General features: G+C 59.8%; 19 protein-coding genes and 1 tRNA gene. 8 read left to right on the plus strand and 12 right to left on the minus strand.

The genetic code is table 11. The features are described from left to right. Positions 1–11: 11 nt before the first annotated feature. Entirely contained in the window at positions 12–1,646 is a 1,635-nt protein-coding gene (locus CLV45_RS23460; protein WP_157807759.1) for an ArnT family glycosyltransferase, read from the plus strand. A gap of 32 nt (positions 1,647–1,678) precedes the next feature. Here the strand turns inward: CLV45_RS23460 and CLV45_RS23465 are convergent, their stop codons facing one another. After that, complete coding sequence (locus tag CLV45_RS23465; RefSeq protein ID WP_100338938.1) at positions 1,679–2,290, minus strand: hypothetical protein; 612 nt, start codon at positions 2,288–2,290, stop codon at positions 1,679–1,681. 176 nt (positions 2,291–2,466) lie between these two features. Between CLV45_RS23465 and rpsA the strand changes: the two genes are divergently transcribed. The 3 genes from rpsA to cphA all read left to right on the plus strand — a co-directional run bounded on the left by rpsA (position 2,467) and on the right by cphA (position 7,775). Next, positions 2,467–4,575: a 30S ribosomal protein S1 gene (rpsA, locus tag CLV45_RS23470; protein WP_245882975.1), complete on the plus strand. Its 2,109-nt coding sequence runs from the start codon at positions 2,467–2,469 to the stop codon at positions 4,573–4,575. A gap of 216 nt (positions 4,576–4,791) precedes the next feature. Continuing rightward, positions 4,792–4,862 (plus strand) — tRNA-Cys (locus tag CLV45_RS23475). 270 nt (positions 4,863–5,132) lie between these two features. Continuing rightward, positions 5,133–7,775 carry a cyanophycin synthetase gene (gene cphA / locus CLV45_RS23480; protein ID WP_100338939.1) on the plus strand — a complete coding sequence of 881 codons (2,643 nt, stop codon included), beginning with the start codon at positions 5,133–5,135 and terminating at the stop codon, positions 7,773–7,775. A 116-nt stretch (positions 7,776–7,891) separates the two neighbouring features. Here the strand turns inward: cphA and CLV45_RS23485 are convergent, their stop codons facing one another. Next, a complete protein-coding gene (locus tag CLV45_RS23485; RefSeq protein ID WP_100338940.1) occupies positions 7,892–8,839 on the minus strand; it encodes a hypothetical protein in 948 nt (315 codons plus the stop codon). Positions 8,840–9,033: 194 nt separating this feature from the next. On the opposite strand from CLV45_RS23485, the gene CLV45_RS23490 reads away from it, so the two are divergent. The 3 genes from CLV45_RS23490 to kdsA all read left to right on the plus strand — a co-directional run bounded on the left by CLV45_RS23490 (position 9,034) and on the right by kdsA (position 10,787). Continuing rightward, the gene (locus tag CLV45_RS23490) at positions 9,034–9,555 is read left to right on the plus strand and encodes a TPMT family class I SAM-dependent methyltransferase (protein WP_262496910.1); all 522 of its coding nucleotides are present in this window, start codon (positions 9,034–9,036) and stop codon (positions 9,553–9,555) included. A gap of 7 nt (positions 9,556–9,562) precedes the next feature. Continuing rightward, entirely contained in the window at positions 9,563–9,862 is a 300-nt protein-coding gene (locus CLV45_RS23495; protein ID WP_157807760.1) for a hypothetical protein, read from the plus strand. Positions 9,863–9,962: 100 nt separating this feature from the next. Beyond that, positions 9,963–10,787, plus strand: coding sequence for a 3-deoxy-8-phosphooctulonate synthase (gene kdsA / locus CLV45_RS23500; protein WP_100338942.1), 825 nt, complete (start codon positions 9,963–9,965; stop codon positions 10,785–10,787). A gap of 104 nt (positions 10,788–10,891) precedes the next feature. Here the strand turns inward: kdsA and CLV45_RS23505 are convergent, their stop codons facing one another. Together CLV45_RS23505 and apaG are read right to left on the minus strand one after the other, a co-directional pair. Beyond that, positions 10,892–11,662: an O-methyltransferase gene (locus CLV45_RS23505; protein WP_245882977.1), complete on the minus strand. Its 771-nt coding sequence runs from the start codon at positions 11,660–11,662 to the stop codon at positions 10,892–10,894. A 154-nt stretch (positions 11,663–11,816) separates the two neighbouring features. After that, entirely contained in the window at positions 11,817–12,203 is a 387-nt protein-coding gene (gene apaG, locus CLV45_RS23510) for a Co2+/Mg2+ efflux protein ApaG (RefSeq protein ID WP_100338944.1), read from the minus strand. A 107-nt stretch (positions 12,204–12,310) separates the two neighbouring features. On the opposite strand from apaG, the gene CLV45_RS23515 reads away from it, so the two are divergent. Next, on the plus strand, positions 12,311–12,976 hold the full coding sequence (locus CLV45_RS23515) for a uracil-DNA glycosylase (RefSeq protein WP_100338945.1): 666 nt from the start codon (positions 12,311–12,313) through the stop codon (positions 12,974–12,976). A 49-nt stretch (positions 12,977–13,025) separates the two neighbouring features. Here CLV45_RS23515 and lepB read toward each other — a convergent pair whose 3' ends face one another. The 8 genes from lepB to CLV45_RS23555 form a co-directional block, all read right to left on the minus strand. After that, entirely contained in the window at positions 13,026–14,228 is a 1,203-nt protein-coding gene (lepB, locus tag CLV45_RS23520) for a signal peptidase I (RefSeq protein ID WP_100338946.1), read from the minus strand. A gap of 142 nt (positions 14,229–14,370) precedes the next feature. After that, the gene (dapB, locus tag CLV45_RS23525) at positions 14,371–15,090 is read right to left on the minus strand and encodes a 4-hydroxy-tetrahydrodipicolinate reductase (protein ID WP_100338947.1); all 720 of its coding nucleotides are present in this window, start codon (positions 15,088–15,090) and stop codon (positions 14,371–14,373) included. Further along, a complete protein-coding gene (locus CLV45_RS23530; RefSeq protein WP_100338948.1) occupies positions 15,087–15,740 on the minus strand; it encodes a DUF5683 domain-containing protein in 654 nt (217 codons plus the stop codon). The genes dapB and CLV45_RS23530 overlap by 4 nt, the downstream gene beginning before the upstream one ends. 13 nt (positions 15,741–15,753) lie before the next feature. After that, positions 15,754–16,719, minus strand: a complete 966-nt coding sequence (locus CLV45_RS23535; protein WP_100338949.1) for a ParB/RepB/Spo0J family partition protein — start codon at positions 16,717–16,719, stop codon at positions 15,754–15,756. Between the two features lie 1,397 nt (positions 16,720–18,116). Further along, on the minus strand, positions 18,117–19,760 hold the full coding sequence (locus CLV45_RS23540) for a family 43 glycosylhydrolase (RefSeq protein ID WP_245882978.1): 1,644 nt from the start codon (positions 19,758–19,760) through the stop codon (positions 18,117–18,119). A 52-nt stretch (positions 19,761–19,812) separates the two neighbouring features. Continuing rightward, on the minus strand, positions 19,813–20,865 hold the full coding sequence (locus CLV45_RS23545) for a glycoside hydrolase family 43 protein (RefSeq protein ID WP_100338950.1): 1,053 nt from the start codon (positions 20,863–20,865) through the stop codon (positions 19,813–19,815). A gap of 138 nt (positions 20,866–21,003) precedes the next feature. After that, positions 21,004–22,575 carry a RagB/SusD family nutrient uptake outer membrane protein gene (locus CLV45_RS23550; RefSeq protein ID WP_100338951.1) on the minus strand — a complete coding sequence of 524 codons (1,572 nt, stop codon included), beginning with the start codon at positions 22,573–22,575 and terminating at the stop codon, positions 21,004–21,006. Positions 22,576–22,611: 36 nt separating this feature from the next. After that, positions 22,612–25,773, minus strand: a complete 3,162-nt coding sequence (locus tag CLV45_RS23555; RefSeq protein ID WP_100338952.1) for a SusC/RagA family TonB-linked outer membrane protein — start codon at positions 25,771–25,773, stop codon at positions 22,612–22,614. Between the last annotated feature and the right edge of the window lie 152 nt (positions 25,774–25,925).

Here is a 25,925-nt window from a genome sequence, read left to right on the forward strand (position 1 = left end):
AATACCCTACTATGCTTTTTTCACGTTCGCCCCAATCCGGCAGCAGCCCAGTTACTCCTTCCCGCCGCCGGTGGTTTGTCGGGGCTTACTTCCTGCTGTTGCTGCTGTTGGGACTAGTGCTGCACAAAGACTACGGCGTAGCGTGGGACGAACCCCTGGACCACCTCAACGGCATGGTGAGCACCAAGTATGCCGGTGGCCGCTTTTTTCCGAACTGGATTAGGGAGCAGGACAGCTTTAAGGACGTGCCCGACCTCTACAGCTTCGACGACAACGACCACGGCGCAATTCTGGAAATGACCCTGGCCATCGTCAAGCTCAACCTGGGCGTAACCGAGCTGCACGACTATTACATGCTGCGCCACCTGGGCATTTTCCTGCTCTTTATGTTCGGGTGCTGGGCCCTGTATAATATCGGCCGTATCCGTTTCAGCGACTGGCGTATCGGGCTGGCCGTGGTGACGCTGCTGCTGCTCTCGCCCCGGCTTTTTGCCGAGTCCTTTTACAACGTGAAGGATATAGGCTTCCTGGTGTTATTTACCGTAGGAATTTATACGCTGGTGCGTCTGCTGCAACGCCCTACGCTGGGCCGGGCGCTGGTGCACGCCGTAGCCACCGCCGTTGCCATCGACCTGCGTATTCTGGGCATTCTGCTCATTGGGCTCACCTTCGGCATGCTGGTGCTGGAGGCTTTGTTTGGCCGGGAAGAAAGAGCAACCTGGCGGAAATTGCTGCTGCTATTTGGCGTCTACTTGGTTGCTACGGCCCTGGTAACGGTGGTGGGCTGGCCTTACCTCTGGGATAACCCAATCGGCAATTTTGTGCACGCCTACAACAACCTGAAGCATTACCGCTGGAGCGGTGAAGTACTCTACATGGGGCAGATTATGCCCGCTCCAGAATTGCCCTGGCACTACGCCACCGTCTGGATTCTAATAACTACGCCCGTGACCTACACGCTGGCGCTGGTCATTGGTACGCTCATCGCCATAGTGGCCCTGGTGCAACGCCGGTTTGCCGGCTTGTGGAGCTTTGAGCGCCGCCTGGACATCCTGTTTATGGGCTGGTTCTTTCTGCCCGTGCTGATGATTATCTTCCTCGATTCGGTCATTTACGACGGGTGGCGCCACCTCTACTTTATCTACCCTGGGTTTCTGCTGCTGGCCGTGCGCGGCATAGTGGCCGTAGCGCAGGCCGGGCAGCGCAACGTCTGGCTGAAAGGCGTGGCCCTGGTGTTAGGGTTGGTGTTCGGGGCCGAAGTGGTGTATACGCTGGTGCGCATGGTCCGTTCCCACCCCCAGCAGCAGGTGTACTTCTCCTTTCTACCCCCAGCCACTACTGAGCAGCTGTTTGAGCGCGACTACTGGGGCCTCTCGTACCGGCAAGGGCTGGAGTGGCTACTGAAAAATGAGCCCAATACGCCCATTCGGATTTATGCCCCCAACACGCTGCTGCTCGATAACAATCTGGGCATCCTCAAGCCCGAGCAGCGCGCTCGGTTTACGGTCACGCCTTCCAATAAGAACCGCTATTTCCTGGGCTCTTTCCGGACCCAGAACCAGCCCTACGCCGACAGCCTGGGCTGGCGCGTGTACCAGGTCGAGTCCAGCGGCGTGATGATTCTCGACGTGCGCCACCACGATTAGCCGCACCCCGCGGGCCCAATCCAAGGGCTTCGTCAGGCCATCCACAGACCGTGCCGCTGGGTAATCACCCAGCGGCCTTTTTGTTTGCGGGCAAATAGCAGCGTGCCTGAACCACAATATCTGCCACACCCATAACTCCTTATAAAGCAAGCCTGAGTAAAGTTTTCGTTGAAACTTATCCGGGAGATAGTCAGCTTAGCATTAGGCTTGCCTTCGTCTTCAGGAAGAGATTTAATGGATGCAGATCCTGAAAGCAACCGAAAATTATGCTGCCTAATAAGCGGCAGTAGCTTTTTAGGAATAGAAGCAGCAGTTGGAATTGAGTCGTTGAGCTTCGTCAGAATGCTGTTTTCTACGGCTGAAGCAGACACGCCAAGCGGTAGATCATCATGTATGGCCTTGGCTACTACCAAAGAGTCGTTCAGGTAGAGTGAGAATTGAATTGTGTCAACCTCTGCGTTGCGCTCGAAGTTATGTGGCACTAGCAGTACGGCGCCCTCTGCAACAACCTCGTCAAATACGTCTAACAACACCTGCGCTTCCTGCTGGCGGTAGTACTCCGATTCCGGGGAGTGGATATCGGGCGCTTTCGTGCAAGCCCCGAGCAGTACGACCAACACCCCCAGAAGCAGCCCGTTCTTCATGCCGTCAAAGTAGTGCTTTTCAAGTGCTTCGGCCTCTAGTAAACTTCCCGTAAACTCCGTATCTTTGCCGCCCCGCCAGGGTGGCGGGGTCTGGGGCTGTGCTTCAGGAAGTTACTCATAACGCGGACCCGGATTTGATCCTAAGCCGGCCGTGTATAGTAGGATCAACCAGTATTATGGCAGTAGAAGTAGTTGACAACTTCGATTGGGACAACGTCGGAGCTTCGCAGTTCGGTGGTAACTATACCGCTGAGCAGCGCGCCGAGATGGAGCAGATGTACGGCGACACGCTGACGACTGTGCAGGAAGAAGAAGTGGTAAAAGGTACCGTAGTTGGTATCACCGACCGCGACGTCATCCTGAACATCGGCTTCAAGTCGGACGGCTTGGTGCCCCTGTCGGAATTCCGCGACCTGACCGACCTCAAAATCGGTGACCAGGTGGAGGTATTCATTGAAGACCAGGAAGACTCCAACGGTCAGCTGATCCTGAGCCGCAAGAAGGCGAAGATCAAGCAGGCGTGGAAGTCTATCTACGACGCTCTGGAGAATGACACCATTCTCGAAGGCGTGGTAAAGCGTCGGACCAAAGGTGGTCTGATCATGGATCTGGACGGCGTAGAAGCCTTCCTGCCCGGCTCGCAGATTGACGTGAAGCCCATCCGTGACTTCGACATTTATGTCGGCCGTCGTATGGAAGTGAAGGTTGTGAAAATCAACGCCGCTTTCGACAACGTAGTAGTATCGCACAAAGTCCTGATCGAGAAAGACCTCGAGAAGCAGCGCGAAGCTATCCTCAACAACCTGGAGAAAGGCCAGATCCTCGAAGGCGTTATCAAGAACATGACCAACTTCGGTGTGTTCATCGACCTTGGTGGTGTCGACGGTCTGCTGCACATCACGGACATCTCGTGGGGCCGCATCGCGCACCCCTCGGAAGTTCTGCAGCTCGACCAGAAGCTCAACGTGGTTGTTCTGGACTTCGACGAAGCCAAGAAGCGTATCTCGCTCGGCCTCAAGCAGCTGACTCCCCACCCATGGGATTCGCTGGTTGCCGAAATGGGCGTAGGCTCGAAGGTGAAAGGCCGTATCGTGAACGTAGCCGACTACGGCGCGTTCATGGAAATCATCCCCGGCGTGGAAGGTCTGATCCACGTTTCGGAAATGAGCTGGAGCCAGCACCTGCGCAACCCGCAGGACTTCATCAAGCAGGGCGACGTAGTAGAGGCTCAGATCCTGACCCTCGACCGCGACGACCGTAAGATGAGCCTGGGTATCAAGCAACTGACCGAGGACCCATGGACCCGCGCTGACTTCGGCACGAAGTACGCCGTAGGTTCCAAGCACAACGGTCTGGTGCGCAACCTGACCAACTTCGGCCTGTTCGTAGAGCTGGAAGAAGGCGTAGACGGCCTGGTGCACGTTTCCGACCTGTCGTGGACCAAGAAGATCAAGCACCCCTCCGAAATGGTGAAGGTGGGCGACCGTCTGGACGTGCAGGTTCTGGAGCTCGACGTAGCCAACCGTCGTCTGGCCCTGGGCCACAAGCAGCTGGAAGAAAACCCCTGGGATACGTTCCAGACGGTATTCACCCCCGGCTCGGTTCACAAGGCTACCATCACCGAAAAGAACGACCGGGGTGCCGTGCTCGAGCTGCCCTACGGCATCGAAGGCTTCGCTTATCCCAAGTCGCTGCAGAAAGAAGATGGCTCGCAGGCTGAGAACGGCGAATCGCTGGACTTCCGCGTAGTTGAATTCTCGAAAGACGACCGTCGTATCGTTCTCTCGCACACGGCTGCTTACAACCAGCAGGCTGAAGAGGAAAGCCGCGCTTCGAAATTCACCAAGAAGAAGCCCGCCGGCGGTGCCGGTGCTGCTGCTCAGGGTGAAGGCAAGCTGAGCGACCTGAAGAAGCCCGCCGCTGGTGAGAAGTCGACCCTGGGTGACCTGGATGCTCTGTCCGCTCTGCGCGACAAGATGATGGGCACCGAGCGTCAGGCTGGCGAGCAGAAGCTGCAGGCTACGGCCGAGACCAAAGCTCCCAAGGCTGAAGCTCCCGCTGCTGCTGAGGCTCCCGCCGAAGGTGGTATCCTTGCCGCCGTAACCGGTGCTGCTTCGGCCGCTTTCGATAAAGTATCGGAAGTAGCCGGCGACGCCATCGACGCTGCTACCCACTCCGCCGCTTTCGAGAAAGCCAAGGAAGTGGCCGGCGACGTAGTTGACCGTGCCAAAGACCTGTTGGCCGGCGACGACGCTGCTGACAAGAAAGACGAAGAGAAAGCCTAAGCTTTCGACTAGTCGACAATAGAAGAGGCTCCGGCGCAAGTCGGAGCCTTTTTTATGCCCCGGCCGCGCCGGGTTTTCAGTGCAGCTTGCTGGGGTTAGTCCCGGGGCATTTCTTTTGCCAGAAAGCCAGTGCCTTACCGATATCAGCAACGAAAAACGCCCCGGTGATTTGGAAAAGGAAGAATATGCCGTAGCTTTGCAACCCAATCCACACCCGGTGACGTGACCGAGTGGCTAGGTAGAGGTCTGCAAAACCTCCTACAGCGGTTCGAATCCGCTCGTCACCTCTCTTTTTTAGTTCCTGTTTTCAGTAGCTCTGTGCCCCGGTCGATTAGCCCCGACCGGGGTTTTTTGCTTTCCAGGGACCTGATATAGCGAACTATACATATTTTTTCGGGGATTTATACGGAGCTCGGCTCGCTGATAGGCTGAAACTGAAAGGGTTTGCGGGGAAGGTATAAAAACAGCTCAACTAGGGTTTCCTAAATCATTATCCCTACATTTCATTCCCGCGTAAAAGCGGGCACGCAACTATTCTTTCCCTCCCTTTTCAACCTATGAAAATCATTGACCTCCGCACGATGCGCGGCCCAAGCTACTGGTCCGTCAAGCATTACAAGCTGATTGTAATGAAAGTCGACCTGGGCGAGCAGGCCGATGTGTGGTCGAACCACTTCCCGGCTTTGGCCGAGCAATTGCCGACGTTGCTGCCCGAGCTGGGCCAGGTGCCGGCCACCGAAACCGAGAAATCAGTTCATAAACACCCGCCCTTGACTACGGAGCAACTGCTCGACGGCGAGCCGCTGGGCCACGTAATTCAGCACGTGGCTCTGGCCCTGCAACGGATGGCGGGCATGCCCGTGTACTGGGGCAAGTCGTACCCGGCCCATCAGGCGGGCGTGGAATTCGTCGTGTTTGCCTACCAGGAGGAACGGGCCGGCCGCGTAGCCGCCGAAGCCGCCGTGCAACTCGTGGAGGATTTGTGCAAGGGTAAAACGGTGGATGTAAAGGCCATTGTGGATGAGTTGCACGAAATCCGGGAAGACGAGTTTGTGGGCCCCAGCACCTGGAGTATCGTTTCAGAGGCGGCCTCGCGCAACATTCCCTATATCCAGCTCAAAAACAGCAGCATCATCCAGCTGGGCTACGGCGTGAACCAAAAGCGCATCTGGGCCACCACAACCAGCTACACCTCCCACGCGGGGGTGGAAGTGGCCGGCAATAAGAACCGCACCAAGGCCATGCTCCGCGACTCCGGGGTACCCGTGCCCAACGGTACCACCGTGTACTCGGAAGCCGGCCTGCGCGACGCGGTGGAAGAGCTGGGTTTCCCCATCGTGACCAAGCCGCTCGACGGCAACCACGGCAAGGGCGCAACCATCCGCATCATGAACTGGGACGACGCCGTGGAAGGACTCAAAGCAGCGCAGGTGTATTCCCGGGCCGTTATTGTGGAGCAGTTCATCGAGGGCGACGACCATCGGTTGCTCGTGGTGAACGGCAAGCTCATTGCTGCCGCCCGGCGCACCCCGGCCGCCGTTACCGGCAACGGCACCAATACCATCCAGGAGCTCATTGACGAGGTCAACAAGGATCCGCGCCGCGGTATCGGCCACGAAAAGGTGCTGACCAGCATCAAGGCCGACCAGCACACGCTGGACATTCTCAAGGCCCAGGACCTAACCCTGGAATCGGTGTTGCCGGAGGGTAAACAGCTGTATTTGAAAAGCACGGCCAACATCAGCACCGGCGGTACGGCCACCGACGTGACGGATTTGGTGCACCCCTACAACGTGCTCATGGCCCAGCGCGTGGCCGGCATCGTGGGCCTCGACATCTGCGGCATCGATGTGCTGACCTCCGACATTGCCATTCCGTTGAACGAAACCCGGGGCGCGGTTATCGAGGTAAATGCGGCGCCCGGCTTCCGGATGCACATTTCCCCGGCCGACGGCCTGCCCCGCAACGTGGCCGAGCCGGTGGTCGACATGCTGTTTCCGCCCGGCGCCAATGCCCGGATTCCAATTTTTGCCGTGACCGGTACCAACGGTAAAACGACGACGACCCACCTGTTGTCGCACATTGTGGCTTCTAAAGGCTATAAAGTAGGGCATACTACCACCAGCGGCATCTACATTCAGGGTGTGCAGTTGCAGAGCGGCGACTGTACCGGCGGGCAAAGTGCCGAGTTTGTGCTCAAAGACCCAACCGTTAACTTTGCGGTGCTCGAAACGGCCCGCGGCGGTATGCTGCGCTCGGGCCTGGGCTTCCACACCTGCGACGTGGCCATTGTGACCAACGTGGCGGCCGACCACCTGGGTATGCGCGACATCTACACGGTAGAGGAAATGGCCCAGGTGAAGGGCGTACTACCCCGCACCGTGCGCAAAAACGGCTGGGCCGTGCTCAACGCCGACAACGACTACACCTACGCCATGCGCGAGAAGCTGGAATGCCGGGTGGCGCTCTTCAGCATGAACGAGCACAGCCCCCGCATTCGGGAGCACGTCGAAAATGGGGGCCTGGCTGCCGTGCACGAGGAAGGCTACATCACCATCTACAAGAATAGCTACAAGCTGCGCATCGACCGGGCGGCCGAGTTTCCCATCACGTTTGGCGGCCGGGCTACGTTCAATATCGAAAACTGCTTGGCCGCGGCCCTAGCCTGCTACTGCTACGGCTTCGACAAGGACGACATCAAAGTGGCTTTGCGCACATTTGTGCCCTCAGCAGCCAAAACCCCGGGCCGGATGAACGTCTACAAGTTCCCGACCTTCGAGGTCATCGTCGACTACGCCCACAACACCCACGGCATCGAGAAATTTGCCGAGTTCCTGGACGCTACCGAGGCGACTCACAAAGTAGGGGTGGTGTCGGGTCTGGGCGACCGGCGCGACGAGGACACACTCAGCTTCTCACGGGTGGCGGGACGGATCTTCGACGAGATAATTCTGCGCCAGGACCGGGACTTACGCGGCAAAACCAAGGAGGAACTCAAGGATATTATGATCCGGGGCCTAAAGCTTGACAAGCCCGAGCTGCCCATCACCTACATCGAGGATGAGATGGACGCCATTGACCACGTGATGCAGACGGCCAAGCCGGGCTCAGTTATCGTGCTGTTCACGGAGAACATCAAGGCCACGCTGCAGAAGCTGGATGAGTACGAATCCAAGATTCCGGCGGAGCTAGCCTCCTGAGGAAGGCAGCAGCCAATAAAAAAAGCCCCGACGCAGGTCGGGGCTTTTTTATTGGTATCAAGGGGAGGCGGAGGCATATCCTAAGTCAGGGAAGGAAGCCGCCGGAATCCGTGGTCCTACTTGAGCGTGAAGGTCGATTTGCCAATCATAACGCCGCCGGAGTACAGCTCCACGGTGTGCAGGCCGGTTTTGTAGGGCGCCCCTTTGGCGTAGAGAAACTGCACGGGCTGGCGGGTGTTGTCGAACACGATGTCCTGCTTGGCCGTGTAGAAGGCCTCCGAGCCGTCAATCATGAACGTGCCGCCGCCGGTGCTCAGGTTGTAGAGGGCCGCGCCGTCGGGCTCAATCAGGCGCATCATGATTTCCTTGGTTTCCTTCGGCGACACGTCGTTGCGGGCCAGGTTGAAGGTCACTTTCACCTTCTCCACGCGCTTGGCCTTAAACTCGTTGTCGTCGTCGTCCTTTTCCTTGTTGCGGGCATTAATCACGCCCACGCGGATGTTCTCGGCCTGCAGACGCGAGGCAATATTCACCTTCTCGGTCAGCTCCTGGTTGGAGCGCACCACCGTCGTAATGGTGTCCGTGAGGCGGTTCTGGCGCTCTTTCAGGGTGTTGGTTTCAGTGTAGAGAGCTTCGTTGTCGCTCTTGAGCTGGGCAATTTCCTCGTCTTTCTTCCGCAGCTGGCTTTCGAAGTTGGCGGCGCGCTGCTTGAAGCGGCGTTGCTCGGCAATGGAGAAGCTGCCGGCCTTGAAGGAGCGCAGCTTGAGCAAATCGGCGTTGATGGACGCAATTTTGGCTTCCAAGGAGTCATTGGCCAGGCCCATGCCCTGCACTTCCTGGCTCTGGCGCTCGAAATCGGCTTTCAGGGCTTCGTACTGCTTGATCTGCTCTTCGAGCTTGGCATCCTTGACTTTGATGTCGGCCGTGAGCTGTTCATTTTGTTTGCCCTTTTGCTGGTTCATGTAAAACAGCACGCCGTTAATACCCAGCAGAACCAGGATCAGGGCCACTATCAGCAGGACGCGGTTGTTGTTCTTGGGCTCGGTGCTTTGGTCTTGTTCCATTGCGGGAAAGGGTTAAATGAAGCCCGGACAGTCCGGACGGTGGGTTACCTTTATGCACAAAAATAAAGGGATTGCCTACCTAGGCAAGTTTCGCGAATAAATACTACATCCGCATGCATTCGGATTCAGAGCTTGACGCCGCCTACTGGAATGGGCGCTACGTCACCGGCCAAACCGGCTGAGACACTGGCGCGATAACGCCGCCGCTGCGGGATTATTTTCAGCAAATGAGCCTGCCCGGTTCCGCCCGCATCCTGATTCCGGGGGCAGGGCGAGGCTATGAGGCTGAATATCTGCATGCTGCCGGTTTTGAGAATGTTTTTGTGGCCGATATTGCTCCCGAAGCCTTACGTGCCTTGCACCAGCGGGTTCCCTCATTTCCAGTTGCTCACCTGTTGGAACAGGATTTTTTCGCGCTGCCTTCCGCGCCCGCCTATGATTTAATCGTGGAGCAAACTTTTTTCTGCGCCTTGAGCCCTGGCTTGCGACCTGCCTACGCCCGGCAGTGCGCCGCGCTGCTCCAACCCGGCGGCACGCTCATGGGCCTGCTCTTCGACACCGAGTTTGCCACGGCCGGCCCACCGTTTGGCGGCAGCCGCCCCGAGTACGAATCCTACTTTGCGCCCTACTTCGACTTCCTGCATTTCGCGTCGGCCTACAATTCCATCAAGCCCCGGCAGGGTAAGGAGCTTTTTATCTGCTTGCGAAAAAAATAAGATTGCCATGCCCCGTCCCCAACCCGTTCCGTCCTTTATTACCTGGTTAGGCAAAGTTCTGAATGGGGTATTGCTGCTGGTCTGCGGAGCGGCGACGGTATGGGCCACCCAACTGTATCTGGCGCGGCGGGTGCTGCCCTATGATGCGGCCGGCAACTACCTCAGCCCCCGCACCGGGATTCGCTACAGCCAGGATATCGTGGCGGTGGCGGGCGGCTTGGCGTTGCTGTGTGGGGTGCTGACCCTGCTCTTGTTGGTTTCGGCCTACCGGCTCTATGTTACCAGGCTCCGGCGTAAAACTCGCTAGCTGGTTTTGTCCCATCTTTGCGGGGCCTTTGCGGCGCCGCTGTCAGCTACTTTTCAGCTGCCGCTTGTTGCTCACCACATCCGCATTTCTGCTTTCTGCCATGATAGAATCCCTCGCCACCGCGCTGCCCCATTTTCGCAATACCAACTCCGGCCAGTTTTTTCTGATGGCCGGGCCCTGCGTGATTGAGGGTGAAGATATGGCCCTGCGCATCGCCGAAAAGGTCAAGCACATGACCGACAAGCTCCAGATTCCCTATATCTTCAAGGGCTCCTACCGCAAGGCCAACCGCTCCCGCCTCGATTCCTTCACCGGCATCGGCGACGAAACGGCCCTGCGCATTCTGCAGAAAGTCGGCCGCGAAATTGGGGTGCCCACCGTTACCGACATCCACGAATCCGACGAGGCGGCCCTGGCGGCCGAGTACGTGGACGTGCTCCAGATTCCGGCTTTCCTCTGCCGGCAAACGGATTTGCTGATTGCCGCCGCCAAGACGGGCAAGGTGGTCAACGTGAAAAAGGGCCAGTTTCTCAACGGCGAGTCCATGCAGTTTGCCGTCGATAAGATCAAGCAGTCGGGCAATGAGCACGTGATTCTCACCGACCGTGGCAACTCCTTCGGCTATTCCGACCTGGTCGTGGACTTCCGCAACCTGCCCGCCATGCGCAGCTTCGGCGTGCCGGTGGTCATGGACGTAACCCACTCCTTACAGCGCCCCAACCAGGCCAGCGGCGTTACCGGCGGCCAGCCCGCCCTGATTGAAACCATTGCCAAAGCCGCCATTGCCGTGGGCGCCGACGGCCTGTTCATCGAAACCCACCCCACGCCGGCCACGGCCAAGTCGGACGGCGCCAACATGCTGGCCCTCGACCAGCTGGAGGCCTTGCTGGTAAAGCTCACCCGGGTGCGGGAAGCCGTGCGGTAAGGGTTTGGTTTAGTTGTTGGTTGTTAGTTGTCAGTTGTTAGGTCGTTCTAACAACTAACAACTAACAACTGACAACTGACAACTGACAACGAGCAACTACTAACCTAAGGGGCCAGCTGCTTGACGCGGTTCAGGAGCTTGTCCACGGCGTTGTCGAAGCGCAGGACAAAGTGTTGCTTGGGCTGATTGGTGCGGAAAAACACTAGGCCGATAAAGAACAGGTCGATGGTGAGGCGCACGTCGGGGTGCTGCTGGATGGTAGTCCAGGCCCGCTCCATTTCCGCCGACCAGTGGATATCGTCCAGCACGAACACGCTGCGCTCGGTGCGGTAGGGCAGGCACTGCTCGAAATAGCGCACCGTGGGCTCGTAGCGGTGGTTGCCGTCGAAAAAGGCGAAGTCCAGTGGGCCGGGCAAAGCAGCCAGGGCCGGGGCCAGCGTCTGGTCCAGGTTGCCTTCGACTACCTCGATATTGTGCAAGTTCAGCTGCTCGAAAGTTTGCCGGGCCACGGCGGCCGTCTGCGGGCAGCCTTCGAAGGTGACTACCCGGGCCCGGGAATCGGGGGAGGCCAGGTAGGCCGTGGTGATGCCCAACGACGTGCCCAGCTCCAGAATGGTGCGGGGCTGAAAGTGGTTGACGAGCCGAAACAGCAGCTGCCCGAAGGGGCGGGGCTTGGCCGCTGCCCGCACGATGCTGCTCAAACTCCGTTGCCGGCCCGCGCCGGTGTGGGAGCCAGCCCCAAAGTCGCGCACCGTAATGAGCGTGTTATCCTGGCGCAGCTGCTCCCGGCGCTTCTCGATGGGGGCGTAGGCCGCAAAAGTGCCGTCGTGGTGGATGACGTGGGCATAGAGCCCAAAAACGAACGGGGAATGCAACCCATGTGCATTCCCCGAGCGGAACAAGAAGCGGATGTAACTGAAAGCCTGGAAAAGCAAGAACGGGTGCTTAGTGCCTGGAGTATAGTGCCTGGTGAGGTAGAATCACCGTGCGAGCCTAGCGCCAGGCACTACGCTCGGAACACTGAAAAGCTTAATTCAGACGGTAGGGGACGACGAGCGTGAACTCCGGGATTTCAACGCTAAACTCGCGGCCGTCCACGAGGCGCTCCATCTGGTAAGAGCCGCACATCTTGCCCAGGCCCGACTTCAGGTTGCAGCCCGACACGTACTGGTGGGACTCGCCGGGCTCCAGCACGGGCTGCTGGCCTACCACACCTTCGCCTTCCACTTCGCGCACCACGCCGTTGGCATCGTAGATGTACCAATGGCGGCGCAGGAGCTTAACGGTATATTCGCTGCCGTTGAGAATATCAATCTTGTAGGCAAACACGTAGTGTTCCTGGGCCGGGCTGGAATAGTCCGGCAAATAATTGGTCGTAACGCTAACGGTAACGCCCTGCGTAGTCGTCGTATTCATGGCTCCTGTGCGGTTCTGTGAAGGACTAACAACCGTGTCCGGAATTTGGTTTATCTACGCAGCGGCACTCCGAAATGGACGGCCAATCCGCAAAAAACTTTCCCCTTATGTCCGTAAAGATAGAAGAAAGCTGGCGCAAGGTACTCGCCGATGAGTTCGAAAAACCATATTTTCAGCATCTGCTGAATTTCGTGCGCGGTGAATACGCCACGGCCACCGTGTACCCGCCCGGCCCGGCCATTTTCCACGCCTTCGACGCCTGCCCCTTCGACCAGGTGAAGGTCGTAATCCTGGGCCAGGACCCCTACCACGGCAAGGGCCAGGCCAACGGGCTTTCCTTCTCCGTGGCCGATGGGGTCCGGACGCCGCCTTCCCTACAAAACATTTTCAAGGAGTTGCAGGACGATATTCCGACCAGCACGCCGCCCGCCAACGGCAACCTGGACCGCTGGGCCCGGCAGGGTGTGCTGCTGCTCAACGCCACGCTCACGGTGCGGGCCAAGGAACCCGGCTCCCACCAGAAAAAAGGCTGGGAACAGTTTACCGATGCCGTGATTCAACGCATTTCCCAGCAGAAGGAGCACGTCGTCTTTATCCTGTGGGGGGCTTATGCCCAGAAGAAGGGCGAAGTCATCGACGAGAAGAAACACCTGGTCATCCGCTCGGCCCACCCCTCGCCCTACGCCGCCGACCGGGGCTTTTTCGGCTCCCGACCCTTCAGCAAAACCAACGCCTACCTCCAGCAGCACGGTGAGCCGCCGATTGAGTGGTAAAATCCCGGGTCATTGCGAGGCGCAGCCGAAGCAATGACCCGGCTTTGGGCTAGTGGATGAAGTTGAACAGGCGGCTCCAGCGAATTTTGTGGAAGGCGTCGGCGTAGGGGTCAACCGACATCCAGATCAGCACGGCTTTGCCCACGATGTGGTCTTCGGGCACGAAGCCCCAGTAGCGCGAGTCCAAGGAGTCGTGGCGGTTGTCGCCCATCATGAAGTAGTAGTTCTGCTTGAAGGTGTAGCTGGTTAGGGGCTTGCCGTTCTGCACCAGTACGCCGTTCTGCATCGTCACGCCCTCGTTGTGCTCGTAGCGCATGATGATTTTCTGGTAGATGGGCGTATTCTCGGGCGTGAGCTGCACCGTCTGGCCTTCCTTGGGTAGCTGCAGCGGCCCGTAGTTGTCCTTGTTCCAGGTTTTGGCAACGCCGGTCAGCGCCGGGGTGCTGTGCGGGTAGTCGGGGTTATTGGGGAATACCTCGGCTTCACCCTGGCCGGCCGGGGCTTTATCCAGCACCACTCCCTTGATAAAGGACTGCTGCTTGAAGTAGTCGGCCGTCTGGGGTGTGGCGTCCACCACGTAGGCCGGGCCCATCTGGGTCATCTGGGCCTGGGGCACGCCGGTGGGGCTGTTGAAGTCGGAAATACCCTGCTCCTGGAAGATTTTGTCGCGCACGGGCTCATTCACCTGCAGGAAGTAGCGGTTCTGGCTCTGGGCCGGATTCACGGCCGGTTTGCCATTTACGTACACCTGCATGTCCTTGATTTCGAGTACGTCGCCGGCTACGGCCACGCAGCGCTTGATGTAGTTGGTGCGCAGGTCGGCGGGGTGCTGGTCTTCGAAGGGCACGTTGAACACCACCACGTCGTTGCGCTTCACTTCCGAGAAGCCGGGCAGGCGGTAGGAGGGCAGCTGAATAGCGTCGGAATAGCTTTTCCAGCTGGTGCCCCACATCGTCTGGTGGGTCAGGGGCACCTGCAGCGGGGTTTGCGGGGTGCGCGGCCCGTAGTGCAGCTTGCTCACAAACAAGTAGTCGCCCACCAGCAACGAGTGCTCCATCGACGGCGTGGGGATGGTGTAGGCCTCAAACGTGGCCCAGCGAATCAGCGTGGCGGCCACCACGGCGAACAGGATGGCGTCGCCCCACTCCCGGAAGAAGCCCTTGGGCTTTTTGAGGGGCTTTGAGGTGTCGGTAGGGGTAGTAGCAGCGGCGTTGGCAGCGGCAAGGCGCTCCTCCCAGGATTGAACAGCCATATGTCGGCAAAGATGAAAGCGAAGCTGCCACCCGGTCAGGCGGCATTAAAACGCTGTAATATCTGAATAATTACGTGGGAAGCATATAACTCCCCCGCCGCTCGGGGTGCCCGCTGGGCTGGCGTCCGGGTCGACCTTCGTACTACAATCCCAGCAAATCTTTCATTCCAAATACGCCCTGGTGACCCGGCAGCCACTCGGCGGCCAGTAGGGCGCCCAGCACAAACCCTTCGCGGGAGTACGCCTCGTGGGACAGCTCAATTTGGTCGACGCCGGAGGTATAGGTCACAATGTGGGTACCCACTACCTGGCCTTCGCGCTCCGAAATAATGGCCAGCTCGCTCGGGTTCTGGGTGGCTTCGTTGCGCCAGGTTTTCTTCTCGGGAAAATTGCGCAGAATACCTTCGGCCGCCGTTAGGGCCGTACCGCTGGGCTGGTCCACTTTCTGGGTATGGTGAATTTCGCGAACCTGCACGTCGTAGCCGCCAAACTGGTGCATTTTAGCCGCGACGTACTCGTTGAAGTGGAAAAACAGGTTGACGCCCACGCTGTAGTTGGAAGCGTAAAACAGGGCCCCATTCTGCTGCTGGCACAAAGCCTGGGCCTCGGCGAAGTGGTGGAGCCAGCCCGTGGAGCCGCACACCACCGGAATGCCCTGCTGCAGGCAGCTCATCACGTTGGCAAAAGCCGCGTCGGGGTGGGTAAACTCGATGGCCGCATCCACGGTCGAGGAGTCGAAGTCGGTGATGCGCGCTTCGGGGTGGGTGGGGTCGACGATACCAGCAATCTGGTGGCCGCGGGCCACCGCTTGGGCTTCGATGGCCTGGCCCATTTTGCCGTAGCCAATCAGGAGCAGCTTCATTTCAGGGGGCGCCTGGAGCGCGTATTATTCAAGGTAAGGGTAAGGGAGAGGCCCGGCGTGACGGCCGCCGTGGGCATCCAGATCAGGGTGGGCTGCCACTGCAGGCCCAGGTCGTCGCTGATGTCGAAGTCCTTGAGGTGGGCATCGACGACGGCGTCGAGCACGGTCAGGGAGTAGGCCAGAGCCGAGTAGGCAATGAATACGTCGCGCTGGGTGCGGTACACCCGCAGGCCGCGCACGGCGTAGGAGCTGTCCCGAATCTGGGCCGCATTCGGGCCGGAGGGCTTGCGCTTGTTGGCGAAGTCGTCCAGGGCCGTGAGGTATTCCTTGTAGCGGCTCTGGTAGAAAAATTCGCCGTAGAGCGTGCCCCCGATGGCGCCATACACCAGGGGCAGCTTCCAGAACTTGCGGTTGTAAATCTGACCCGCGCCGGGCAGCATAACCGCCAACAGGCCCGCCTTGGAGGGCTCGGTCATGGCGATGCCAAAGAGCTTGGCCGTGCGCCGGGACGCATCCGTGACGGGCGGCGTGCTGACCACGGCCGAGTCGGGGCCGGCCGTCACGACCTGGGCCCGGGCGGGAGCCGCGGCGGCCAACAGGGTGGCGAGCAGCGTAGCTCCCGCGGTGAGTTGGCTCCGATTGCCGGTCATCAAATACAGAGGTTTAAGCGGGTTGTAGAATATGCAGAATGCGCTGCATGTCTTCTACCGAGTCAAACGCAATTTTGATTTCCCCATTGCCCTGGGGGCCGGGCTTAACCAGGACTTTGCTGCCAAACCGGTCGGAGAGGAACCGCTCGGTGCGGCGCAGCTCGGCCACGGGAATGTGCACCTGAGTTTCCTGTACCGATTGAGCATTGGGGGCGTCGGCTTTCTTGGGGGCGGCCAGGCCGGCGCGCACCAGCTGCTCCACCTTGCGTACCGAGAGTTCCTCGGCCACGATGCGGTGAAACAGGGCCAGCTGCTGCTCGGCGTCGTCGATGTTGATCAGGGCCCGGGCGTGGCCCATGCTGATAACCGTGTCGCGCAGGCCAATCTGGATATCGGGCGGCAGCTTGAGCAGGCGCAGGTAGTTGGTGACGGTCGAGCGGTTTTTGCCGACCCGGTCGCCGAGCTCTTCCTGCTTGAGGTTGCACTCGCTGACCAGGCGCTGGTAGCTGAGGGCAATTTCAATGGCGTTGAGGTTTTCGCGCTGAATGTTCTCAATCAGGGCCATTTCCAGCATCTGCTGGTCATCGGCCTTGCGAATGTAAGCGGGAATCGAGTCGAGGCCGGCCAGCTTGGAGGCCTGCAAACGCCGCTCCCCGGAGATGAGCTGGTAGGCGTTGGTGCCGGTCTGGCGAACCGTGACGGGCTGGATGATGCCCTGAATCTTGATGGATTCGGCCAGTTCCTGCAGGGCCTCCTGGTCGAAGTGGGTGCGGGGCTGGTAGGGGTTGGCCTCGATCTGCCCGACGGGAATAAAGCCCACCGAGTTCATGGGGTGGGGCACGAGGCCCGTCCGCTCACTCTTCTTCTCGTAGCTTCCTTCAATCAGGGCATTGAGGCCGCGGCCCAGGCCCCCGATTTTGCGTTTGGCTGCTGCGGGAACTGCCGCCGGAGCGTTTTTCTCTTCGTTCTTCTCTGACATACCGACATTCAACCCCCACCCAGTACCAGGTGAAAGGCGGAGTCAAAAATACACAAACCCGGGGGAAGCGGCGGAAAAAATGTTCCACGGACCGGAAATATTCGTGGAACATCGGCGCCGACAGCTGGCCGTCAAGGTTTTACTGGAACTATCCGAAGCCCTGCCGTGAGTAAGTGCGAAACGATGGCAACGGCCGTTGACCGGGTGTCGATGACCACGGCCTAGGTGACAACGCCTGTTGCCCTCGTGACAATCAGCTCTGCCCAGGTGACAAGGCGAGGTAACCTCGTGACAACGCGTAGAGGCGAGGTGTCATTGGCTGCTGACCTTGTGGCAATGCGTAGTGGTGAGGTGTCAATTGGCAATGCCCAGGCGACAATGCATAGTGACGGGGTGACAATAGCTGCTGACCTCGTGGCAATTCAGGAAACTCATCGTAAAGCTGAATTTTCTGAACGTTGAAAAGTGAAGAGTCTCTTGAACTCAATATTGTCTGCAAGACCACTTTGCCACGTCGGGAAAGATGCATGGGCAGCAGTTCAGACAAAGGAGGGTTTCCCTCGTACCTTGGCGGCATGAGCCTCCGCTGCTACACCTGCTGTCTGATTTTTGTCCTCATAGTGGGGTTGCTGCCTGGGGGCATTTCTAGCGTTAGGGCTCAGAAGAAGGTTCAAAGGCTTCCCTCTGGTTTTCTATCTGAGCGATGGGGACCATTCTACCCGATTAGGACAGTAACTAGGTACGGCGATGCTGGCCAGTTGGTGGGACGAGATGTATACAGGCTGCTCGTGGCCACAAACTATTCATATGATTCCACTGGCCATTTAAAACGAAAAACCCGATGGCCCCTCGTCATAGGCCGTCTCACAGCAAAATGGGTGTTCTACTACCCAAATGGGAAGCGCCAAATAGTTGTTAATCGTCTTCCTCACACCGAGATACGACATCGCTGGGATGAAAAAGGTAAGCTCAACAGTGTGACCCGTAAAGGGCTTTGGGGTAACATTAAGAAAGAATGGGCGAATGGAAAAATGATTCGGGAGCGTGATTCAAAAAGGGTATTGAGAAATATCCACTACCAGTAGTGCCTATGCTCCCTTGATTCAACTTCTTAATTAGCGTGAATGAAGTACTTCGGGCTGTCCACGGTTTAATCAAACGGTCGTTGATATTGACACAAGCAGTGCGCACATACCGCTTAACGTGCTATGGTTTCTGCCTTCTTAGAAACTGCCAGCAAGAACAGAAAAAGCGTTTCAGCTTAAGAGTGAAACGCTTTTAAAGATTGGGTAAGGACAACGTGACTAGGCATCGGGACGGCGCGACCACCTCGCGCGGTGAAACCTCGCGGTACCGAGGCGCGAAAAAGGCCGGCGAATCCCGCCGGCCTTTTTCGTTTAGTTATCTGTAGTCCGAGCTACGGTGGGCTGATTTACGAGGCTAAAATTCTCAAACGCGACGGTGGCAGATGCGGGGCCTTTGGCCAGGATGCCGGCCCGCACGCCCCGGTCCCAGGGCGGGAGGTAGGTGCCGTTGATGGGGGCCGTGACGCCTGGCAAATTTTGCCAGGTGCGGCCGTTGTCTGAGCTCCAGGAGAAGCGGAACAGGTTGCCGTTCTGGGCCTGCAAGCGCAGGGTCAGGGCAGTGGCGGCAGCGGGCAGCTTTACTTCGCTCAGCGTCTTCTGCTGGCCTTTCTCCAGCTGCCAAAGCTGGAGCTTGCCGTTGCCGGCCGTCAGGGCTACGGTATTTTCCGGGTCGCCGTGGGCGGCAATGCCCGCTACGGTGCCGGCCGGTAGTTTCGACGGGTTGAGCAGGGTGGTGGTAGCGGTGTAGTCGGCGGTGGTGGTGTGCTGGCCCAGGACGGCCCCGCTGTGCTGGGGGCGGGCGGTGAGCAGGAGTTTGCCGCCCTGCACGGCCACGGTGGGCCGCTCCTCGATGGGCCACTGCCAGGACGGCAGCAGGGTGGGCTGGTCGAATTCGTCCTTGAAGTTGCGGGGGGCCAGGGGGGCTTCCTTGGTGGGAATGGAATTGCCGTTCTTGAAATCGGGCCAGTCGTTGGCGGTCCAGCTAAACTCGCTGATGACGCCCTGGCGGCCCACGAATTCAAAGCTGCGCGTGTCGTAGGCGTGGTGGAGCATGTACCAGCGCTTGCCGCGGTTGAAGATGGTGCCGTGGCCGGGGCAGGCCCACTTCTCGTTTTTGGTCAGGATGGGGTTCTTGTCGTACTTCTCCCAGGGGCCGAGCAGGCTTTTGGCCCGGGCCACCCCGATGCCGTAGGTGCAGGTATGACCACAGCAGCCGTTGCCGGCATAAAAGGCGTAGAAGTAGTCGTTGCGCTTGATCATGCACACGCCTTCCACCAGGTTGCCTTCCCAGGCGGCGGTATTACGAAACAGCTCCTTTTTCTCGCCTAGCAGGGCGGTGTGTTCCTCGTTGAGGCGCTGGGCCCAGATGGGGGTGGGCTGCTGCACGCTGTTGCCGTCTTCCTTCCAGATCAGGTAGAGCTGCCCGTTTTCGTCCCGCATCGGAAAGGCGTCGATGGAGCCGTCGGGCTGAGCCACCAGGGGGCCGTGGTCGGTGTAGGGGCCCTCGGGCCGGTCGGCGCTGGCAATGCCCACGGCCAGGTTGCCGCCTTTTTTGTGGGCCGTGTAGTAGATATAGGTCTTGTTGCCTTCCTGGCTGATTTCGGGGGCCCAGAAGTAGTAGTCGGCCCAGGCCGGCAGCTCCCCCGGAAACACGTGGCCCACCAGCTTCCAGTCGGTCAGGTTCGTGGATTGCAGCAATGGAAAGGCCGGGCCCCAGTTGGACGACGTGGCCGTGGCCCAGTACGTATCACCGACCTTGGTGATGGAGGGGTCGGGAAAGTCGCCGGGCAGCACCGGGTTGACGATGGAAATAGCGGGCAGGTCGGCTTCGGCAATAGTTTCGGCCGTGGTAGCGGTGGGCGTGCTCACGCTGGTGGTGGCGCTCTGGCAGGCGCCGAGCAGCAGGCCCAGGCCGAGCAGCAGGGGGGCGGACGAGGTTTTAGGAAGTAGAACCATGAAAGGAGGAAGCAGTCAGGTTGGAAGCTTAGAACAGATGGTCAGCTACGCGTTATTCGCCGGCCGGTTTGGGCAGGGCCGTACCCGTGGCGACGGGCGTGCCGAAATTAGGCGTGCCGTCGGCATTCCAGGAAAACTTCTGCATGCGCGGGCTCCGGTTGTCGCCGCAGCCCTGGCCGGATTGCGGGTTGGCGTGGTAGAGAATCCAGTCCTCGGTGCCGTCCTTGCTTTGGAAAAAGCTGTTGTGGCCGGGGCCGTACGCATGGGCGGCCGGGTTTTTTACGAAAACCGGCAGAGCTGATTTACTCCAGGAAGCGGGCTTCAGCGGGTCGGCGGTGGCCGGGGCCGTGAGCATGCCCAGGGCGTAGTCGTCGGTACTGCAGTGGCTGGCCGAGTAGATGATAAAGGTTTTGTCGGCGTGCTTGAGCACTTCGGGGCCTTCATTCACGGCCGGGCTGCCATTCTGCTCCCAGCTGTATTCGGGATGGGAAAGCTCGACGCGCGGCCCAACGAGCGTCCAGGGGTTGCTCATTTCGGCAATGTAGAGGCGCTGCACCTGGCTGCTGGCTACTTCGTGGCCCGACCAGAGCAGGTAGCGTTTGCCATTCTGCTCCAGCACCGTGCCGTCGATGGCCCACAAGTCCTGGCCGGGCACGGCAAGGCGGCCTTTGTCGACCCAGGTGCCGGTGGTGGGGTCGGCGCTGGCGTTTTCCAGCACGTTGATGCGGTGCCCGTCGCAGCACATGGGGTCGGCGGAGTAGTAGATGTACCACTTGCCATCGAAGAAATGCAGCTCCGGGGCCCAGATGTCGCGCTGATTAACGCCGGCCAGCTGCGGGGTCCAGACCACGGTGCTGACCGAGGAGCCCAGGTCCGACATTTTCGCCGTTTTGCGAATGGCCAGGCTGTTGCCCGTGGTGTGCATGTAGTAGTACACGTCGCCCCGGCGAATCACCCAGGGGTCGGGGCCGGCCGTCAGCAGCGGATTGGTAAAGGTCGTGGTCGTGGGGGGCGTAACCGCGGGGGCTGCCGGGGCGGCGGCCTTCTGGCAGGCCAGCGTGAGGGCCAGCAGGCTCAGGGGCAGCAGGCGGGAAAGGGCGAACATAGAAAAGGGGATAAGGAGCGGAACAAAGCAGGGCAGCGCATTGGCTGAGCAGCAGCTGCGCTGCTGAAGATAGAAAACGAAAGGGCCGCTCCGGTACGGGCCCGGAGCGGCTCTTTCATTGCGTACGTGGAATCCTGGCTACCACTGCGGGTTCTGCTGGAGGCGGTTCAGGTCAACTTCGGTTTGCAGCAAGGGCAGCAGGCGCGACTTGCCCACGATGAAGTTGTTGAAGTCCGGGTCGCGGGCCTTGAGCAGGTTCACGTTGGTAGCATCCGTGAGCAGGCCCCAGCGCTGCAGGTCAAACCAGCGGACTCCTTCCCCCGTGAGCTCAGTTACCCGTTCGTGCATCAGCTGGGTGCGCAGCGCTTCCTTGGTCAGCGTGGTGGCTAAGGGGGCCAGTCCGGCCCGCTGCCGCACCTGGTTGACCAGCGGAATGGCCGCCCCGGGGTTGCCTTGCTCGTTGATGGCCTCGGCCTGGAGCAGCAGCACGTCGGCGTAGCGCATCACCCGCTGGTTGATGGGCGAGTCGAAGTCCTCGAAGTCGCGGTAGTAGTCAGTCTGGTACTTGCGCCAGTACACGCGGGAGCGGTTGCGAGTGTCTTTGCCGTAGCGGGTCAGGAAGCCCACGCCGTAGACCAGCGTATCGGCATCAGAAGCCAGGGCCGTGGGGAACTGGGTTTGGTCCTTGCGGTTGTAGAACACGGTAGCGGCCAGGCGCGGGTCGCGCTGCCCGGTCGTGGTGGGTTCCTGCAAAAACTCGCGCACCACCCAGGGCCGCACCTCGCCGTCGTTGAAGCCATAGCCGGGCACGCCCCAGAACTGGGAGCGTTGCCCGCCTTGGGAGGAAGTAGCATCGGGTCCGCCACCGGCGTCGTTGCCGCCCTTCTTCTCGTCCGTAAACTGTACTTCGAAGATGGACTCCGCATTGTTTTCCGTGGTGTGGCGGAAGTTGTCGGAGTAGTTGGGCACCAGCTGGTATTTGCCCGAGCTGATAACCTGCGCGAACTGGGCCTGGGCATCGGCCCAGCGCTTGTTTTGCATGTAGGCCTTGCCCAGCAGGGTCTGGGCCGCGCCCTTGGTAGCCCGGCCCACGTCGTTGCCGGTGTAGGAAGTCGGCAAGTCGGCCTGGGCGGCCTGCAGGTCGCTGATAACCTGGTTCCATATCTGGGTCTCGTTGCCTTGCGGGGGCACGGTGTTCAGGTCGGTGGCGGTGGCCAGCACCAGCGGCACGTTGCCGTAGAGCGACACTAGGTTGAAGTAGCACAGGGCGCGCAGAAAGCGGGCTTCGGCCAGCACCCGCTTTTGCAGGGTGGCGTCCATGCCCTGAATGCCGGGCACTTTGTCGAGGACCTGATTGCAGCGGTAAATGGTGCGGTAATGGTCGCGCCAGATATTGTTCGACACTTCAAAGTCGTAGTTCGTCTGGATGAAGTGCGTGAAGTCGGCCAGCTCGCCCCAGGGGCTTTGGCTGAAGCCGGTGTCGTCGCGCAAGTCGAAGGCAAAGTTGAGCCAGCGCCGGTACATGCCCAGGCCTTGCAGGCCGGCGTAGCAGGCGTTGGCGGCCTTCACCGCATCGTCGCCGGTCTTGAAAAACACCTCCGTGGTAGGTAGGTTGGGGTTCACTTGGTCAAGAATATTCTTCTCGCAGGCCGTAGCACTCAGCAGCAAGGCACTAGCCAGGCCCAGCCGGGTTAAAAAGGAAGCTTTCATATCAGAGGCTGATTTTTTACAGAGAGTGGAAAGGGCCTAGAAGCCGGCCTGAATGCCCAGCGTGAAGGAGCGCAGGTTGGGGTAGGAGCCTTCGTCCACGCCGCGGGCCAGGTTGTTGCCCAGGGTGTTGAAGCCACCGCTGCCCACGGTTTCAGGGTCGTAGCCGGTGTAGTCGGTCACCGTAAACAGGTTTTGGGCCGTGGCCACCACCCGCAGCGAAGTCACGTACTTGGTGCTTTCCAGCAGCGTCTTGGGCACGGTGTAGCCCAGCTGCAGGTTTTTCAGGCGCAGGTACGAACCGTCTTCCAGCCAGCGCGTGGTGTTAAACCGGGCGTTGTTGCCGGCGGCATCGCCGTTCTTCGGCCCACCCGATTTGATGGCCCGGGGTGTGGTGGACGAGGGGTTGGCGGGCGTCCAGGGGCTGAAGTCCGCGCGGTAGTTGCTGTTGTCGGCCGTGTTGTCGGTCAGGAATTTCGACAGGTTCATCACGTCGTTGCCCTGCACGCCCTGCAGGAAGGCCGTCAGGTCGAAGCCGCCGTAGCCCAGGTTCAGGTTCAGGCCGTACTGCAGCTTGGGAAACACCCGGCCCACGTGGGCCCGGTCCTTGTCGTTGATGATGCCGTTGTTGTCGATATCCTTGTAGCGCACGTCGCCGGGGGCCAGGCCAGCCGGGATTTTAGCGTCGCCGGTCTGGTAAATGCCGTCGAACTGGTAGAGGTAGAAGGAGCCCACTTCGTAGCCCACTTCGGTACGGGTGATGTCGCGCGGGCCGCCATTGAAGAAGTTGGCGGCCCCGCTGCCTTCGCCGCCGGCCCGGCCCAGGTCGAGCACCGTGTTCTTAATGGTCGTCAGGTTGGCCGTGGCGCCGTAGCGCAGCGGGTTACGGTCGTCGGTGTAGCCCAGCTGAAACTCAACGCCCTTGTTTTCGAGCTTGCCCAGGTTGCGGAAGGGGTTCGGCCCGGCGTTGCCAAAGGTCAGGGGCAAGGTGGGGTTAATCAGCGCATTGTAGGTCTGCGACACGTAGTAGTCCGCCGACAGCGTCAGGCGGTTCGATACGAAGCCCGCATCAAAGCCCACGTTGGTGGTGCGGCGGTCTTCCCACCGGATACCGGTGCTGGCGTAGGCCGTCTGGATGGCGCCGTTGCCGTTCTGCACGCTGCCATTAAGCGCGTAGTTAGCGTTGGTGTTAATAAAGCCCTGCGACAGGTAGGAACCCCCGTAAGCGCCAACCAGCAAATCGTTGCCCAGGCGGCCGTACGAGGCCCGCAGCTTGAGGTCGGAAACGGCGGTGATGCCCTCAAAGAAGGCTTCCTTCGACACGCGCCAGCCTACCGAAGCCGCCCCGAAGTTGCCCCAGCGCTTGCCCGGCTCAAAGCGCGACGAACCGTCGCGGCGGAAGGCGGCCGTCAGCAGGTAGCGCTGGTCGTAATCGTAGGTGGCCTGGCCAAAAAACGACTGCTTGGCCCATACATACGACGAGCCGATGGCCTGCGGAGTCTGACTGCCCGCGTCCAGGGCCCAGTAGTAGGTGGGGCCAGTACCGTAGCCAAAGTTGACGCCGCGGGTAAAGTCCTGCTGGAAGCGCTGCTGGCTGTAGCCGCCCACCAAGGTCAGGTTGTGGTTACCGAAGCTCTTGTCGAAGGTCAGGGTGTGCTCGGCCATGCCGAAAAGCTCGGTGCCCTGGTTTTCGCCAAAATTCGACAGCTGGGTGATGTCGTTTTGCCGCCAGATGCCGTACTGGCGCTTCTGCTGGTCGTGGAAGGCGTGAAACTCGGTGGCCAGGTTGAGGCGGTAGCGCAGGAAGTCGAAGATGGATACCTCCCCGTACACGTTGCCCTGCAGGCGGTTGGAGGTGCCGGTGTCGTTAAGCAGGTTTTGGGAGGCAATGGGGTTGAGGCCGAAGGTGCTGGCATTGGCGTTGCCGATGCCGTAGCCGCCCGGTACCGTGGGGTCGTACACGGGGTTTACCGGCAGCATCTGCACTACGTTATAAAAGGGCGAGCCATAGAAGGGAATAACGTTCAGGCGGATCTGGTTAGTGCGGGAAAGCATGGCGTTTTCGCCGAAGCGGAACCGGCCCCGGTTAAAGCCGGTGTTGACGCGGAAGCTGTAGCGCTCAAACTCGGGCCCTTGCACGGTGCCCTTCTGGTTGAAGTAGCCCCCCGATACGTTGAAGGTCGAGTTGGGCCCGCCACCGGAAAAGCCCAGGTTGTAATCCTGAATCGAGCCTTGCTTGAAGAATTCCTCCTGCCAGTCGGTGTCGATGCCGGCCGGCAGATTGGCCGCGTAGGGCTGGCGGGGCAGCCCGGCATTGTCATACGCCTGGTTGTTGACGGCCGCCCACTGCGAGGCATTCATCAGGTCGAGGCGTTTGACCAGGTTCTGGACCCCGCCGGTGGCGCTGAAATTGATGGCCGTCGTACCCGCCTTGCCTTTCTTGGTCGTAATGATGATGACGCCGTTGGCGCCCGAGGCTCCGTAGGGCGCCAGGGCGGCGGCATCTTTGAGCACCTGCACCGATTCGACGTCGGCCGGGTTGAAGTCGCGCTGGCCACCCTGGCCCTGCACCCACAGCCCGTCGATAACGTAGAGTGGCCCGCTGCCGCTGGCAATGGTGCCCAAACCGCGAATGTTGATGTTGGGAGCCTGCCCGGGCTGCCCGGAGTTGGTTACCTGCACGCCCGGCAGCCGGCCCTGAATGGCTTCGCCAACGGAGGCTACCGGGGCCCGGCGCACTTCCTGGGCGCTGACGCTGGCCACCGAGCCGGTTACGTCCTGGCGGTTCTGGGTCAGATACCCCACCACTACGACTTCGCTGAGTTGCTTGGCATCCACGGCCAAAGCCACATTCACCTCACTGCGCCCACTGACGGGCACATCCTGGCTCAGGTAGCCGACAAAGGAAAATGTTAGAGTGGCATTGTCGCCCACGGTGAGCGAGTAGCGGCCATCCGGGTCGGTGGTGACGCCGTTGGTGGTGCCTTTTTCAAGTACCGTCACCCCGGGCATGGGCTGTCCTTTCTCATCAAGCACGCGCCCAGTCACGGGGGTAGCAATCGGCTGGGAGGTCGGGGCTGCGCCGGTGGGGGGCAGGGCGAAGGCAGCCGCGTCGGCGGATACTGCCGGAAGCAGGAGCAAACCGCAAAGCGTAGCGGCGGGTACAGTCAGCCTGCGTAAGCTGAGTAAGGAGTCCTTCATAACTGGAGTGGGTAGGAGTGGAAGGAATGGAGGGGAAAGAGGCGAATTCTGCTACAAACGTTTGCAGGGAAATTGTCAATTGCAAACGTTTGCGTGGAGAAGTTGAAAAAGTCCCTGTTCAGCAGGGGAAATCAGACACTTTTACGGGCCCT

This window comes from Hymenobacter chitinivorans DSM 11115, assembly GCF_002797555.1.
In the GTDB taxonomy this organism is placed as follows: domain Bacteria; phylum Bacteroidota; class Bacteroidia; order Cytophagales; family Hymenobacteraceae; genus Hymenobacter; species Hymenobacter chitinivorans.